Source organism: Microbacterium esteraromaticum, assembly GCF_028747645.1.
Taxonomy (GTDB): domain Bacteria; phylum Actinomycetota; class Actinomycetes; order Actinomycetales; family Microbacteriaceae; genus Microbacterium; species Microbacterium esteraromaticum_C.
Genome location: NZ_CP118100.1, coordinates 1,893,550 through 1,908,104, shown reverse-complemented (window position 1 = coordinate 1,908,104; position 14,555 = coordinate 1,893,550). Strand labels below are relative to the sequence as shown.

Below are 14,555 nucleotides of genomic sequence, written 5' to 3'. Positions count from 1 at the left end.
GAATGGGCCTGTGGCGCAGCTGGTAGCGCACCTGCATGGCATGCAGGGGGTCAGGGGTTCGAGTCCCCTCAGGTCCACCACATACAAGAAGAGCCCGACCAACAGGTCGGGCTCTTCTATGTTTCCGGGTTGGCGGTCGCGACGGATGCGGGTTATAGGCCAAAAGGAGTGGATGGCGTCGGGTGTGTCATCCGCGTCCTGCCCATCCGGTTCGTGCCCAGAGGCCTTCGGTGGCGTCTAGGCCGGTGTCGTAGAGGGATGGGCCGCCGATGTCTTCGGCTTGGTCTTCCTGGTCGTGCTGGTTGGGCTCAGGGGCTGGTGCTGGTGTGAGGGTGAGGGTGAGGGTGAGTGCTTGCTCGAGCGGTATCTGCCGCAGGGTGAGGAGCCATTCGATGGCGCGGCGGCGGTGGACCTCGCTCATTCCGCGGTGGCGGCGCAGGAGCTCGCGGATGGGGCTGTTGTATCCGCCTTCCAGTGGGCTGGTGGTGCGGGGGTTGCCGTAGGTGATCCAGGTGAACAAGACCCCGTCTCGGGTGACTTTTCGGATCAGGAGCCAGGCTTTGCGGAGTCGGTCGTGGGTGAAGCCCCACTGGCCGTTGCGGAACATGGTCCGCTCGCGGGTGAGGTGTCCGAACGTCTGCCACCACTGCTCAAGCTGCAGCTGCCAGGCGATCGCGGCGTCTTCGTCGTCGATGTTGCTGAGGTTCATCACGAGTTCGCGCAACGCTTTGCCTGCGGCGGTGCGGGGGTTGCGGGTCAGGTGCCGGGTGGTGTTCATCTGCAGGTGGAAGATGCACCGCTGATGCTTCGTCTCCGGCCAGCACGCCCGCAAGTGCCGAGGGAAGCCCGGAGCCGCCGTCGGAGACGATCACCCCGGGCGCGGGGACCTGCTCCAGCAGTGCGGTCCAGGCGGCGGTGGTCTCGCGGCCGCACCATTGCCAGGCCAGCAGGTCGCCCTTGTCGCTGATCGCGATCAGCAGGCACCAGGACCCGATCCAGACTCCATCGACGAGCACCGCATGGTGGATGGTCTCAGTCGGTTCGCGGTACGGCTGGATGTCCCAGCACCAGGCGGTGTCTCGACGAAACGAGCGTCCGGTGCGGGTGCCGTCGATCTCGGCCTGGGTCTGCTTGCCCGTCAGCCAGACCACGAACCGACGCAGCTGCTCACGACGGGTCACATCCGGGCGCCGGCGTACTGCAGATGCCCCGCAGCTCTTGCACCGCCAGCGTTGCGTTCCCGAGCGGTGGCGGCCGTTCTTCACCAGCTGTGAACCGCATAGCACGCACGTCGTCGAATTCGAGGGAAGGGTCACGACTAAGCGTCGCCGACCATGATGATCCCCGAATCACCCCGGAAACACGCGCCTAGATCAAGAACCCATCCACTCCTTTTGGCCTATAGCCCACGGATGCCGAACGCGGGCCTGATCCGGCGGATGCGTCGAATCAGGCCCGCGCCGTGTTCCGGCGTGCGGGGCGCGGTCAGGCTCTGTGACGCCGTCGCGCGATGAGGATGCTGGCGGCTCCGGCCACGAACAAGATGAGCGCCAGTGCCGTGGCAAGGGTGGCGCCCGCCATGCTGGTGCCCGTCGCAGCCAGCTCCTGGTCCGAGTCGGTTGCGGGCTCCGGGGTGCTCGGCTCGTCTCCGCTCGAACCGCCGTCGTCAGGGTCCGTGGCGGCGACGACGCGAACAGCATACGTCTCGGTGGCTGCGTCGTGACGGGTGATGTCGGTCAGCGCTACCGCGTACTCACCCACTCGCGACGGCGTGCCCACGAGCTCACCCGTGCTCGCGTCGATCCAGAGGCCCCCGAGGTCGGCGGTCTCAGCCGTCGTCCCGAACAGCGCGCCGTGCCCCGGCGAGTCGACCAGCGGTGAACGATGCGGTTCGCCGATGACAAGCTCGATGAGCGGTCGCGTGTGGAGTGCGGACGGCGCCGACTCCGCCTCGATCGTGAACTCACGTGGCGTGGCGAAGGGATCAGCCTGGTCGGCGATGACGAACCGGCTGGTGCCGGCGTGCTGCGGTGTCCCCTCGAGCCTTCCCGTGGACGAGTCCAGCGAGATGCCGTCGGGCAGTGCGCCGTCGATGATCACGAGATCGAGCGTTGGCGTGGGCGTGGTGATCAGGTCGGCAGTGAGCATGCTCCCGAGGGTCGCGGCGATCACTGACTCGTCGGCAAAGGTCGCGGTGGTGCGGTGGACGACGAACGTGAAGTCGGCCTCCTCGCCCACGCCTGCGGCGTTGCCCACTGTGAACGCGAACTCACCTGCGACCGCCGGCACACCCGTGAGATGTCCATCGGGAGCCAACGTGAGCCCCGGGGGCAGCGTTCCCGCGGTCACGCTCAGATCCACACCGCTACCGTCGGCGGGCGTGCCCGCGAGATCAGCATCAGCCACCAGCATCCGGTCCACGGAAGCGTCCTGCTCGGCGCTCATCAGTGCGCGAGAGAATGACGCGGCGGTCGGCTGAGCGGGAGCAGCGCTGGTGGACGCGGACTCTGGGTGCAGATCAAGGCTCGCGGCAACGGTCGCCGGCTCAGACTCCATCCGATATGCGTCACCGAGTTCGGTTACGCGCACGCCGAGAAAGCGGTGCGCGGCAAGGAGCGACTCCTCCTGCAAGACGTACGAAGCCCGCGTTGCCCCGGGAATGTCGGTATGGGCTCCCTCTTCGTTCACGTAGTACCACTGGTAGCCCCAGACCGGATCGCTCGAACCCTCGGGCGCTGTGGGCGGCGGAACGTCCCACGTGCCAGGGCATGCATAGACGAGGACGCCGACCGCCGCGGTGGGTCTGGCCGGAGTATCAGACGCGCAATCGCCCGACGTCCCGGCGAGCACGGGGAGTGCGTCGTTGACCGCCTTCGGTCCGGCGTAGCAGTTCTTCTTGGTCTGAGTCACATTCGCGGTAACCGTCTGCATGTCGGCTCCGCCGACGCTTGCGGGGTAGGACGAGCTGACATGTGAAATGAATCCGGTGTCGTTGCCACGCAGGCTGTACTTCCAGTCGCCCTCGAGCGTGTACACGGTGCCGCTCCACGAGTACATGAAGTAGTAGCCGTGTGGGATGCTGACGGTGTCCTCCACTGTCCGAGAGACCGAATCGCTCTCGGTTGTCGCTGTCTCGTGCTCGTACGTGTATGAGACCTCGGTGCTCGCCTCCCACACATCCTTCACCCCGCCGCTCACGCCGATGCTGATCGAGCCGCTATGCGTATCGCTCGTCGTGCTCGAGTGGCTGCTCGTCATAGTGGTGCTGACCGCGTGGTCCTGCCCGTTCGGGCCGTTGTTCTGGAAGAACGCCGGACCGTGGCCGTTCGGTGCGCCGCACCCGAGCAGCCGTTCTGTCTGCACGCCGCTAGCAGCGATCGCGGAGTCGCTGGGAGTCAACCATGCGGTCGACCCTGGCAGTCGTACCTGGCACGTCGCCCCTCCGCTGGCGACGCAATCGAACGCACCCTGCGCCATCGCTCGCTTCAGCAACCAGGACCAGTGCACCCAGAGTCCTGCCGAGTCCTGGGCATCGTTGTAGATGCCGAAGGACTGTGCCTTGGGATCGACATTGACGCGGATGGCATCCGGCGTGTCGAATGCGTTCGGCTTCAGGTAGTGGTCGGCGCCGCACTCGATGAACCCGCGCATCGGCGTCTGGGCGGCGCGCGGGTCTGACGGCAGGGTGTTGCCGTAGCCGTTCAGTCCGTCATAGCGGCTGAAGAAGCACTTGCCACTCGCCACGCTCACGATGCGGAACTGGTGCTCGGAGGGGGTGCTGTCGCCCGCAGGCGATTGCGCCAGGGGAATGATCATGAACTGTTGTTTGGTGTTGACGGATGAACACGTCTGTCCGATGTGATCCCAGACGCGGTCGCCGAAGTAGTTGGCGTTGCTGTAGGTCCACTGGTCGGTCAAGCACTGGCCGTTCTCCAGCACGATGCGCACGTACTGCGAGGCGAGGTCCTCTGCGCCTACGCGCATCGACACGGTCGGATTCCAGTCACGCTGAGTGGGGTCATCGGTGCTGAAGTGCGAAAGGACTTCCATACCTTGGCCCGGGACGATGTTGGCCGCCGTGGTGTCGGACCACGCCGCTTTCGGGGTCGTCAGCGCCCCCGCCACGACGGCAACGGCCACACACAGTGCGAGCGCTAGCCGTATCGGCGGGGGCAGAAGCCGTTGCCCCTGTACATGTCGCTGTGTCATCGATCCACCTCTTCGCTGTCTGTGTGTGATCACGCCTGATGCTATGTGGATAATTTTTATCACTTAGCCTGAGGTGCGTCAACGACCAGCTCCGTCCTCAGGGGTCTCCCGGTTGTTGCTATCGTCAGATCGCATGAGCGTTCCGCAACGTCCGCGCCCTGAGGTTTCCCGCAGTCGGCGACTGATCCTCGATGCGGCCGAACGACTGTTCGCCGATGTCGGGCTCGAGTTCTCACTGAATGACCTCGCCCATGAGGCCGGTGTGGGAGTGGCTACCGTGTACCGGCGGTTTCCGACGCACGATGACGTTGTTCGTGCTCTGTACGAGCGCACATACGACGCGTTCGTGGCCGTGTTCGATGCGCTCGAGGACGCACCCGATGGCTGGGCGGGAGTTGTCGGCTATCTCGAGCGCTCGGTGGCGATGATGAACGCGCACCCGGCGTTCGCCGCGGCCGCGCGCCGTATGGCGCGCATCGATCCCGCCTCGACGCTCGGCCACGATCTCGAGCAGCGCTTGAACGTGCACGTCGAGCGGGCGAAGGAACAGGGCGATCTGCGAGCGGACGTGATGGCGGTTGACCTCGTGACGATGGTCGCGCAACTGGGCGTGCTGTCGGTGTTCCCGGAGCCCGCCCGCACGATGATGAGTGCGCGTCAATTGAGCTTCCTGCTGCCGGGCCTGCGCGTGCACACACAGATGCTCGGAGGGCCAGCGGACCCCATTCCCACAACGCTGGAACGCCTACAGCAGCTCGCGGTTCAGGAGTCGTTCGCCGGTCGCGCTGACACCGGCCCGTCGTAGGACGGCGCAGTCGTCACTGGTCCGCAGCGCGAGCCGCACCGAGGATCTCGGCGTGACGCAGCAGGAACATCCGTTCGTCGAGCTTCTTGCGGCGCAGCCAAGCCGTGACCTCGTCATTGCTCTTGCTGGCATTGCACGACGCGCACGCAGGCACCACGTTGGTGAAGGTGTAGCGGCCGCCGCGCGAGATCGGCTGGATGCAGTCGCGCTGCACGGCGACGTCGGATGCTGAGCAGTAGGCGCACCCGCCCCATGCGTCCCGCAGCGTCTCCCATTGCTCAGCGGTGAGGTCGTTGTCGGCACGCGCCACGCGGCGCTGGCGGCGCTTCGCGTACCGGGCGCGCGCGGCCGTCGACGTGGCGGCTGCGGGAACGGTACGGCGACGACGCATGTGGTCACCGTACCGCGGGTGCGGCGGGCCGGATGGCTACCGGGACGGTGCGCCGCTCACTGTTCCGATCAGGCGAACACGGTCAGCGCGTACATCACGAACAGCATCAGATGGGCGGCCCCGTGCAGGGCGCCGGTCCGGCGGCCCAGGAACGTCGCGATGGTCAGCAGCATCGACACCCCCAGCAGCACCAGGGCGGCGGGGCTCTCGGCGAGGATGATCGGTCGCCCGGTCAGCATGCCGATCGCCAGCACGACCGGGATCGTCAGCCCGACCGTCGAGACGAGCGCGCCGTGGCAGAGATTGCTCACGCGCTGCAGCTCGCCCGCATGAGCGGCGCGGATCGCGGTGATCGTCTCGGGCAGGAACACGATCATCGCGATCAGGATGCCGGAGAGCGCGACAGGCGCACCGAGGCGTTCGAGCCCGTCATCGAGCAGCGTCGCCATGTCGTGCGACAGCAGCACGATCGGTGTCACCGTGGCGATCAGCAGCAGGGTGCGGGCGATGAGTTCGCCCCGATGGCGGCGGATCACCTCGCGGATGCCGGCATGCGTCTCGGATGCCGCGGACGCGCCGACCTCTTGGAAATCACCGCGTTGCGCGCCCATCTGTCGCACGAGGAAGAACACGTAGAGCCCCAGAGTCAGTACGATCACGGGGATGGCCTGCGCCGGCGTGTAGGTGCCGCCGGAGCCGATCAGGGCGGGGAAGGCGAACGCCGTCGCCAACAGGACGACCAGCATCGCCACGTACGCCGAGACCCCGGCTCCGTTCGCGCGAAGCGCCCCGTGCCGCAGCCCGCCGACCATCAGAGCGGTGCCCGCGACGAGGTTGAGGATGATCATCGACACGGCCATCACCGAGTCGCGGGCGATCGTGGGGTGCTCACCGGGCCCCAGCAGCACCGCCGAGATGAGGATCACCTCGATCAGGACGATCGACAGCGTGAGTACGAGCGTGCCGTACGGGTCGCCGAGTCGCCGGGCGAGGTGTTCGGCCTCGGTGACGACGCCGAACGCGCTCACGGTGATCACCGTGATGATGAGCAGCAGCACGGACCAGAGCACGAACGCCGGCAGAGGGCCGGTGAGCAGGGGAGAGAGCACCAGTAGCGTGCCGAAGAGTCCCCAACCCAGCCCGAGACGCAGGAGCACGACCGGTGTCAGGACGGTACGGACGAGAGTGGATGCGAACATCGGGAGAAGCCGAATCTGCGGGGTCGTCCCAGCTCTGATCATCGCCCTCGGGTCGTCCCGCGGGTCGTCTACCCCGCGATTGTAGCAACGCACCCTCACCGCTACCCTCGAGGTATGGGCCGCCGATTTCTCCGAGCCATGGCGGTCACTCTGATCGCGGGTGTGCTGACCGTCTCCTGCGCATCGACCGTCCCGCCTCGGGCATCCGCGTCGCCGAGCACCACGCCCACGGCGACGCCGACCCCGACGCCGACGCTGGATCCGGTCGAAGAAGCCGTACGAGGGATGAGCATCGCCGAGCGTGCGGCCAGCGTCGTGATGGGGCACATCCCGACCGATGATCCGGACGCCGCTCGTGCCTACATGCAGTCCGGTCTCGGTGGCTTCCTGCTGATGGGGGCGAACACCACCGCCGGCCCCGAGCAGGTGCAGACGTTCAGCGCCGCGCTGACGATGGACCCCGCGCTGCCTCCGCTGATCGCGATCGACCAGGAGGGCGGCGTCGTCTCGCGGCTGCCCTGGGATGACCTGCCCGCCGGTCGGGCGCTGCAGCACGCCGCTCCCGACGAGACCCGCCGCGTCTTCGCCGAACGGGCCGCGCTGGTCGCCGCGGCGGGCGCGAACGTGAACTTCGGGATCGTCGCCGACGTGCCCGCCGACGCCGGGTCGTTCATCGCCTCACGTGCCCTCGGCGCGGATGCCGACGGTGCGGCCGAACGGACGGCGGCGGCCGTCGCAGGCGAACAAGGGCTCGTGTACTCGACGCTCAAGCACTTTCCCGGGCACGGCGCAGCACCGGGCGACTCGCATCACAGCATCCCGACCACCGCGCTCGCCCTCGCTCAGTGGCGCGACGCCGATGCCAAGCCCTTCGCCGCCGGAATCGAGGCGGGCGCAGAGCTGCTCATGTTCGGGCACCTCGCCTTCACCGCCATCGATGCCGCACCGGCCTCGATGTCGGCGCGCTGGCACGACATCGCTCGAGATGAACTCGGGTTCGAGGGGGTCATGATCACCGACGACCTCGGCATGCTGCTCTCGTCTGGTGTCGCAGCATACGCCGACCCGGTCGGCAACGCCGTCGCCGCGCTCGCCGCCGGCAACGACATGGTGCTGATGGTGGCGGGCTCGACGCCCCAGACGGCGTCGGAGATGGTGTCGGGCATCATCGCGGCGGTCGAAGAGGGGCGGTTGCCCTCCGCGCGCCTGCAGGATGCGGCGGAACGTGTGATGGCTCTGCGGATGCAGCACGCTGACGCCACCGAGTGAGGACGGTCACGCGTCAGTCGGTAGCCTCGCCCAGCCAGGCCGTCAGAAGGTCGGCCCGCAGCGCGGCGCCGCGTTCGGCGAAGACGCGCTGCTGGCGCACGTACTCGGCTTTGCCCGCTGCCGTCTCGATCGGCACCGGCTGTACGTCCCAGGCCGACAGATCGTAGGGAGCTGCCTGCATATCGAGCATGCGGATGTCGCGGGCCAGCTCGAAGGCATCCAGCAGCAGTTCCCCCGGCACGAGCGGACCGAGCTTGACCGCCCACTTGTACAAGTCCATCCCGGCGTGCAGGCACCCGGGCTGCTCCAGGTCGGGCTGCGATTCTCGGGTCAGCGCCAGCCGGTTGCGGGGGACGGCATCGTCCGTGAAGAACCGGAACGCGTCGAAGTGCGTGCACCGCAGGTCGTTCGCCTCGACGACGGCATCCGTTCCCTCCGCACCCAGGCGCAGGGGGATCGGATGCCGGTGCTCGGCGGTGCGGTACACCATCGCCCACTCGTGCAGGCCGAAGCACCCGAACTGCGCGGGACGTGCGGCCGTGCGTCGCAGCATCCGCTCGATCAGATCCGCGAGCTGCGGCTTCTCGGCGCGGAAGGCAGTGTCGTCGGGGACGACGTCGCCCGGCGCGTCGCCGGCGCGGTACCAGCGCCACTCCGCGCGTTCGGTCGCCTCGGCGAGTGTGACCCCGGCGCCCGGATGCCACCGGCGCAACTGCGACGGCTTGTACGCGTAGTACGTGAACAAGAAGTCGTGCACCGGGTGCTTCTCGCGTCGCTGCGCGCGCTCGCGGTGCGCCGCGGTGAGAGCGTCGGCACGTTCGGCATGGGCCGCTGCGCGCGCGGTCCACTCGTCGCGCGTCAGTCTGGTGACGGTCGTGCGCATGGCCGACTCAGCTCGGGGAGTCGATGATGCCGACCTCGCTGAGCTTCTTGCGCAGTCCGGCGCCGTCCTGGGCGCTCACCCACGGCGTCTGGCCGGGTTGGTGGGGCACTCCGGGGGTGCGGCCGCCCGCGAGGACGGCCTCGGCGGGCAGGAGCCGGCGGATCGCGACGCCGGCGACCGACGACGGATGCTCCTGCTGGAACTGCGCGTAGATGCTCTCGTCGTGCTGACCGTCATCGCCGATCAGCAGCCACTGCATGTCCGGGAACTGCTCGGCGAGGCGTCGCAGGTTGGTGGTCTTGTGCTCGCGACCGCTGCGGAACCAGCGGTCGTGGGTGGGGCCCCAGTCGGTGAGCAGCATCGCCCCCGCCGGGAACAGATGGCGGCTCAGGAATCGCCGCAGCGTCGGAGCGACGTTCCAGGCGCCCGTCGAGAGGTAGATCACCGGCGCACCCGGGTGGTCGCGGCGCAGCTGATCGAGCAGAACGGCCATGCCGGGAACGGGTGTGCGTGCATGCTCGTTGACGACGAACGAGTTCCAGGCGGCGATGAACGGCCGCGGCAGGGCGGTGACCATCACCGTGTCGTCCACATCGCACACGACGCCGAAACGGGTGTCGTCGGCGACGATGTACGCCGTCGCCTCGATCGGCTGCTGTCCCTCGACCGAGATGGTGAACGTCTGCCATCCGGGCTCGAGGTCGGCTTCGAGCACCGTGTCGATCACTCCGCCGCGATCGGCGACGACGTCATGGCTGCGTCCGCCGATCTGCACGCGCACCGACGCAAAGCTGATCGGGATGCTGGCGAAGGAACGCCAGCCGCGTACCCCGACGCGCTCCGGGCGCCGGCTGGCCGGCGATGGCGGCACGATCAGCACGCGGCCGACCACGCGCACCCAGCCCGATCCGCCGTAGCCGGGGAAAGGTACGACGGTCACCGAACGCCCCCGCCTGCGGGCACGGCGTTCGCGCCAGACGTGGAATCGGTGTTCGAGGCGTGCGAACCAGTGGATTTTGGCCGCGGCAGCGGGAGACATCAGGTCCAGTCTTTCATGGTTCGGTGTGCGGTCGCTCCTCGGCGGACTCGGCGTCGGCGTCGTGTGCCATGTGCCGTGCCTCGATGCGGTGCAGCACTTTCTTGCCGATCACGACGGCCAGCAGAAGGGCCACGATGATCGCGACGAAGATATAGCCGGCGTTGTGCACGCGCGCGGACAGCTCGTCGTAGTTGCCTGCGGCCGTCGCGGCGACACCGACGTAGATTGCGGTCCACAGCACGCACGCGGGAAGAGTCCACGCGATGAAGCGCCGGTACGCGTAGTCGCTCATGCCCACCGTGAGGGGCACGAGCGAGTGCAGTACTGGCAAGAACCGGGAGAGGAAGATGGCCACGCCGCCACGGCGCAGCACGTAGCGCTCCGCCCGCATCCAGTGGTCCTCGCCGATGCGTCGCCCCAACCAGGATGTGCGGATGTGCGGACCCACCCAGTGGCCCAGCCAGAACCCGATCGACTCCCCGATGAGCGCGCCGACGATCACCGTGATCCCTAGGATGATGCCCTCGGTCCACGAGGCGACGCCAATCGACGCCACCAGCACGACCGTGTCGCCGGGAACGATCAGCCCGATCAGCACGCTCGTCTCGAGCATGACCGCGATCCCGGCCAGCACCGTGCGCAGCACCGGATCCACCGACTGCACCATCTCGATGGCCCATTGCACGAAGTCGTCCACACCACGAGCGTAGAACGTGCACCCGGGCTCTACGCTGTGAACGTGCCTGTACCCACCCCGCTGACCGTCCTGCCGCTCGCCGATGAGCCGCAGACCTCACCCCTTGACGTCGAAGCGCTGTTCCACGGGCTGTTCGGCACCGAACGGGCGGCGTTCTGGCTGGACGCCGGGGCCGACGCAGGCGACGGGTGGAGCATTCTGGGCGCCGGCGTGATCGAGGACGACCCCGACGTCGTGAATGCTGTGCCGCTCGGCGGACAGAACAGCGACGCGGACATTCGTGAGCCGGTGGTTCCGTTCCATGGCGGATGGGTGGGGTGGCTTCCCTATGAGACGGGCGCCGCCGCCTGCGGGGCGCCAACGGCAGCATCCGACGATGCCCCCGCATGGATCGCTGTGACGCACGCCGTCGCCGTCGACCACGCGACGGGTGGGATCTTCGCGCTCGCCGCGGCGGATGCTGTCGGCGCGTGGCGCAGCACCGTGGCTGACGCGCTCGAGACGGCACCTCCGTTGCCCGACCTGCCCGCTGCGGCAGGCATCACCGCCCATGCGCGCCACCACGTCGCCGACTATGCCGCCGCGATCGAGCGGTGCCGGGCGGCGATCGAGCGCGGCGACGCCTATCAGCTCTGCCTGACCACGCGGTTCACCTCGCCGCGGCCCGATGACCCGTTCACGGTGTACCGCCGCCTGCGCACGGCCACTCCGGCGCACCACGGCGGGTACCTGCGGGTGGGGGAGCGCTACCTGCTCAGCGCCAGCCCCGAGCAGTTCCTCGCGGTCGAGCGCGGCGAGATCTCCACGAGTCCGATCAAGGGCACCCGGCCTCGCGGTGCGACGCTCCAACTTGACGCTCAGCTCGCCGAAGAGCTGCGCACCGACGTCAAGGAACGTGCCGAGAACGTGATGATCGTCGACCTCATGCGCAATGACCTCTCGCATGTGGGGGATCCCGGCAGTGTGCGCGTGGACCGGCTGTGGCAGGTGGAGAGCTATCCGGCCGTGCACCAGCTGGTCAGCACCGTCAGTGCTCGGCTACGCGCCGGGGTGACCTTCGGCGAGCTGTGCGGGGCGGCGTATCCCGCCGGCAGCATGACCGGCGCCCCCAAGCTGTCGGCGATGACGATCCTGCACGAGCTCGAACAGGGACCCCGTGGCGTGTACGCCGGGTGCTTCGGACACGTCGGTCTGGACGGGAGGGTGGATCTGGCGATGGTGATCCGCTCGATCGTGATCGGCCCCGACGGCGCCGTGGTCGGGGCCGGCGGCGGCATCACCTGGCTCTCCCGGCCCGACGCCGAGACGGCCGAGGTGGCGACCAAGGCGCGCGCCCCGCTGGCGGCGCTGGGGGTGCGGCTTCCGGACGAGTGGGCGAGCCTGCTGCCCTGACCGCCGGTCTCGGCGGGACGGCAACTCGCGATACCCTGGAAGCGCCCGATTTCCGGGTCGTTCCGCATCGTCAGATTGGTCGTTCCTTGTCCGAGCACTCGTCCGAATCACCCGCCGAGCCCACCGAGGGGATGTCCGCGCACGACATCCAGCGCAAGTGGCAGCAGTACTGGGCCGAGAACGAGACGTTCCTTGCCGGCGGCGACGATGACGACCGTCCGCGCAAGTACGTGCTGGCGATGTTCCCGTACCCCTCGGGCGATCTGCACATGGGGCACGCCGAGAACTACCTCTACAGCGACGTCGTCGCACGGTTCTGGCGTCACCGCGGGCACAACGTGCTCAACCCGATCGGATGGGACTCGTTTGGTCTGCCCGCCGAGAACGCCGCGATCCGTCGCGGCGCCGACCCGCGTGAGTGGACCTACCAGAACATCGCGCAGCAGAAGGCGGCGTTCCAGTCGTACGGTGTGTCCTTCGACTGGTCGCGCGTGCTGCACACCTCCGACCCGGAGTACTACCGCTGGAACCAGTGGCTGTTCCTGAAGATGTACGAGCGCGGGCTCGCGTACCGCAAGAAGAGCCCGGTCAACTGGTGCCCCAATGACCAGACCGTGCTGGCGAACGAGCAGGTGGTCGACGGCCGTTGCGAGCGCTGTGGCGCCGAGGTCGTCAAGAAGAAGCTCACGCAGTGGTACTTCCGCATCACCGACTACGCCGACCGACTGCTCGACGACCTCAACCAGCTCGAGGGCCGTTGGCCGCACAAGGTGCTGCAGATGCAGCGCAACTGGATCGGCCGCTCGGTCGGTGCCGACGTCGACTTCCGCATCGAGGGGCGTGACGAGCCCGTCACCGTGTTCACGACGCGGCCCGACACGCTGCACGGGGCGACGTTCTTCGTCGTCGCTCCCGACTCCGATCTCGCCTCCGAGCTGGCGGCGGATGCCCCGGCCGAGGTGCAGCAGCGTTTCACCGAGTACCTCGCTCAGGTGCAGAAGACCAGTGAGATCGACCGTCAGTCGACTGACCGCCCCAAGACCGGTGTGTTCCTGGAGCGTTTCGCGGTCAATCCCGTCAACGGCGAGCGGATGCCCATCTGGGCGGCCGACTATGTGCTGGCCGACTACGGTCATGGCGCTGTCATGGCGGTGCCGGCGCACGACCAGCGCGACCTCGACTTCGCGCGCGCCTTCGACCTGCCGGTCAAGGTCGTCGTCGACACCACCGCGCCCGTCACCGGCACGATCCCGGTGATCGAGACCGATGACGACGGCGTCGCTGTGGCGACCCTCGATGAGCAGCATCCGTCGCACACGGGTATCGCGTTGACCGGCGAGGGCCGGATGATCAACTCGGGTGAGCTGGACGGCCTCTCCAAGCGCACGGCGGTCGCGCGTCAGATCGAGCGCCTCGAGAAGGACGGTCTGGGCCGCGCAGCCAAGAACTATCGTCTGCGCGACTGGCTGATCTCGCGCCAGCGGTTCTGGGGCACGCCGATCCCGATGCTGCACACCGAGGACGGCGACGTCGTGCCGGTCGACGAGTCGGCGCTGCCGGTGCGCCTGCCGAGCGTCGAAGGACTCGACCTGTCACCCAAGGGCAGCTCGCCGCTGGGCGCCGCTGAGGCGTGGGTGCGCACGGTCGACCCGAGCACGGGCGAGCCCGTGCTGCGTGACCCCGACACGATGGACACCTTCGTGGACAGCTCCTGGTACTACCTGCGCTTCCTGTCGCCGAACAGTGACCAGGTGGCCTTCGACCCGGCGCAGGCGCGCCGTTGGGCGCCGATCGATTCGTACATCGGCGGCGTCGAGCACGCCATTCTGCACCTGCTGTACGCACGCTTCATCACCAAGGTGCTGTACGACATGGGCCTGGTCGAGTTCACCGAGCCGTTCTCGAGCCTGATCAACCAGGGCATGGTGATCCTCGATGGCGCGAAGATGTCGAAGTCCAAGGGCAACCTGGTGCTGTTCCAGGAAGAGCTCGAAGCCTTCGGCGCCGACGCGCTGCGGGTGGGCCTGGCCTTCGCCGGTCCGGTGGAGGACGACAAGGACTGGGCCGACGTCTCGATGACCGGCGCTCAGAAGTTCCTGTCCCGTGCCATGCGCGTCGCCACCGACGTCGCGACGGCTCCCGGCACCTCGTTCGACGGCGGTGACGCCGCGCTGCGTCGCGTGACTCACCACCTGCTCGCCGAGGCCCCAGGACTGGTCGAGCAGACCAAGTTCAACGTGCTCGTCGCGAGGCTGATGGAGCTCGTCAACGCGATCCGCAAGACCATCGACACCGGAGCGGGCGCCGCCGACCCGGCCGTGCGCGAGGCTGCCGAGACGGTCGCCGTGATGCTCGATCTCATCGCCCCGCACACCGCGGAGGAGATGTGGGAGATCCTCGGTCACCAGCCGTCGGTCGGCCTCGTGACGTGGCCGCAGGCAGACCCGTCGCTCATGGTCGAGGACACCATCACCTGCGCTGTTCAGGTGGGCGGAAAGGTACGCGCCACGCTCGATGTTCCGGCGAAGATCTCGGAGACCGAGCTGGAGGCACTCGCCCGCGCCGATGAGCGGGTGCAGCGTGCACTCGAGGGCAAGCAGATCGTCCGCGTCATCGTCCGCGCGCCGAAGATCGTGAACTTCGCCGTCAAGGGCTGACACACACAGATGCT

At 68.0% G+C, this 14,555-nt stretch carries 11 protein-coding genes, 1 tRNA gene and 1 pseudogene; 5 read left to right on the top strand and 8 right to left on the bottom strand.

Annotation, left to right across the window (positions count from 1 at the left end):
• Nucleotides 1-4 precede the first annotated feature (4 nt).
• A tRNA-Ala gene (locus tag PTQ19_RS08965) sits at nucleotides 5-80 on the top strand.
• A 107-nt stretch (nucleotides 81-187) separates the two neighbouring features.
• On the opposite strand, the gene PTQ19_RS08960 is transcribed toward PTQ19_RS08965, so the two are convergent.
• The 3 genes and pseudogenes from PTQ19_RS08960 to PTQ19_RS08955 all read right to left on the bottom strand — a co-directional run bounded on the left by PTQ19_RS08960 (nucleotide 188) and on the right by PTQ19_RS08955 (nucleotide 4,209).
• A complete protein-coding gene (locus PTQ19_RS08960; protein ID WP_274367077.1) occupies nucleotides 188-832 on the bottom strand; it encodes a transposase in 645 nt (214 codons plus the stop codon).
• 379 nt (nucleotides 833-1,211) lie between these two features.
• Nucleotides 1,212-1,286: pseudogene (locus PTQ19_RS15380) on the bottom strand (IS1/IS1595 family N-terminal zinc-binding domain-containing protein); the annotation flags it as partial.
• 199 nt (nucleotides 1,287-1,485) lie between these two features.
• The gene (locus PTQ19_RS08955) at nucleotides 1,486-4,209 is read right to left on the bottom strand and encodes an Ig domain-containing protein (protein WP_274367076.1); all 2,724 of its coding nucleotides are present in this window, start codon (nucleotides 4,207-4,209) and stop codon (nucleotides 1,486-1,488) included.
• A gap of 133 nt (nucleotides 4,210-4,342) precedes the next feature.
• On the opposite strand from PTQ19_RS08955, the gene PTQ19_RS08950 reads away from it, so the two are divergent.
• Nucleotides 4,343-5,014, top strand: a complete 672-nt coding sequence (locus tag PTQ19_RS08950) for a TetR/AcrR family transcriptional regulator (protein WP_274367075.1) — start codon at nucleotides 4,343-4,345, stop codon at nucleotides 5,012-5,014.
• A gap of 13 nt (nucleotides 5,015-5,027) precedes the next feature.
• Here PTQ19_RS08950 and PTQ19_RS08945 read toward each other — a convergent pair whose 3' ends face one another.
• On the bottom strand, nucleotides 5,028-5,405 hold the full coding sequence (locus PTQ19_RS08945; RefSeq protein ID WP_179410609.1) for an HNH endonuclease: 378 nt from the start codon (nucleotides 5,403-5,405) through the stop codon (nucleotides 5,028-5,030).
• Between the two features lie 68 nt (nucleotides 5,406-5,473).
• Nucleotides 5,474-6,604: a calcium:proton antiporter gene (locus PTQ19_RS08940; RefSeq protein WP_274367074.1), complete on the bottom strand. Its 1,131-nt coding sequence runs from the start codon at nucleotides 6,602-6,604 to the stop codon at nucleotides 5,474-5,476.
• A 138-nt stretch (nucleotides 6,605-6,742) separates the two neighbouring features.
• On the opposite strand from PTQ19_RS08940, the gene PTQ19_RS08935 reads away from it, so the two are divergent.
• Entirely contained in the window at nucleotides 6,743-7,873 is a 1,131-nt protein-coding gene (locus PTQ19_RS08935) for a glycoside hydrolase family 3 N-terminal domain-containing protein (protein WP_274367073.1), read from the top strand.
• Between the two features lie 13 nt (nucleotides 7,874-7,886).
• Here the strand turns inward: PTQ19_RS08935 and PTQ19_RS08930 are convergent, their stop codons facing one another.
• Genes PTQ19_RS08930 through PTQ19_RS08920 form a run of 3 tightly spaced genes read right to left on the bottom strand, consistent with a single transcriptional unit; the run spans nucleotide 7,887 to nucleotide 10,492 of the window.
• Nucleotides 7,887-8,756 (bottom strand): 3-methyladenine DNA glycosylase, encoded by an 870-nt coding sequence (locus tag PTQ19_RS08930; protein ID WP_274367072.1) that lies wholly within the window; start codon nucleotides 8,754-8,756, stop codon nucleotides 7,887-7,889.
• 7 nt (nucleotides 8,757-8,763) lie between these two features.
• Nucleotides 8,764-9,795 (bottom strand): App1 family protein, encoded by a 1,032-nt coding sequence (locus tag PTQ19_RS08925; RefSeq protein WP_222446912.1) that lies wholly within the window; start codon nucleotides 9,793-9,795, stop codon nucleotides 8,764-8,766.
• Between the two features lie 13 nt (nucleotides 9,796-9,808).
• Nucleotides 9,809-10,492 (bottom strand): DedA family protein, encoded by a 684-nt coding sequence (locus PTQ19_RS08920; protein WP_274367071.1) that lies wholly within the window; start codon nucleotides 10,490-10,492, stop codon nucleotides 9,809-9,811.
• Between the two features lie 42 nt (nucleotides 10,493-10,534).
• On the opposite strand from PTQ19_RS08920, the gene PTQ19_RS08915 reads away from it, so the two are divergent.
• Nucleotides 10,535-11,884: an anthranilate synthase component I family protein gene (locus PTQ19_RS08915; RefSeq protein ID WP_274367070.1), complete on the top strand. Its 1,350-nt coding sequence runs from the start codon at nucleotides 10,535-10,537 to the stop codon at nucleotides 11,882-11,884.
• 131 nt (nucleotides 11,885-12,015) lie between these two features.
• Entirely contained in the window at nucleotides 12,016-14,541 is a 2,526-nt protein-coding gene (gene leuS, locus PTQ19_RS08910; protein ID WP_274369064.1) for a leucine--tRNA ligase, read from the top strand.
• The last annotated feature ends 14 nt before the right edge of the window (nucleotides 14,542-14,555 follow it).

What these genes read in the sequence shown, in the direction of transcription:
- PTQ19_RS08940 (WP_274367074.1), bottom strand. Translation starts at nt 6,604, where the DNA reads ATGTTCGCATCCACTCTCGTCCGTACCGTCCTGACACCGGTCGTGCTC.
- PTQ19_RS08935 (WP_274367073.1), top strand. Translation starts at nt 6,743, where the DNA reads ATGGCGGTCACTCTGATCGCGGGTGTGCTGACCGTCTCCTGCGCATCG.
- leuS (WP_274369064.1), top strand. Translation starts at nt 12,016, where the DNA reads ATGTCCGCGCACGACATCCAGCGCAAGTGGCAGCAGTACTGGGCCGAG.
- PTQ19_RS08955 (WP_274367076.1), bottom strand. Translation starts at nt 4,209, where the DNA reads ATGACACAGCGACATGTACAGGGGCAACGGCTTCTGCCCCCGCCGATA.
- PTQ19_RS08945 (WP_179410609.1), bottom strand. Translation starts at nt 5,405, where the DNA reads ATGCGTCGTCGCCGTACCGTTCCCGCAGCCGCCACGTCGACGGCCGCG.
- PTQ19_RS08925 (WP_222446912.1), bottom strand. Translation starts at nt 9,795, where the DNA reads ATGTCTCCCGCTGCCGCGGCCAAAATCCACTGGTTCGCACGCCTCGAA.
- PTQ19_RS08950 (WP_274367075.1), top strand. Translation starts at nt 4,343, where the DNA reads ATGAGCGTTCCGCAACGTCCGCGCCCTGAGGTTTCCCGCAGTCGGCGA.
- PTQ19_RS08930 (WP_274367072.1), bottom strand. Translation starts at nt 8,756, where the DNA reads ATGCGCACGACCGTCACCAGACTGACGCGCGACGAGTGGACCGCGCGC.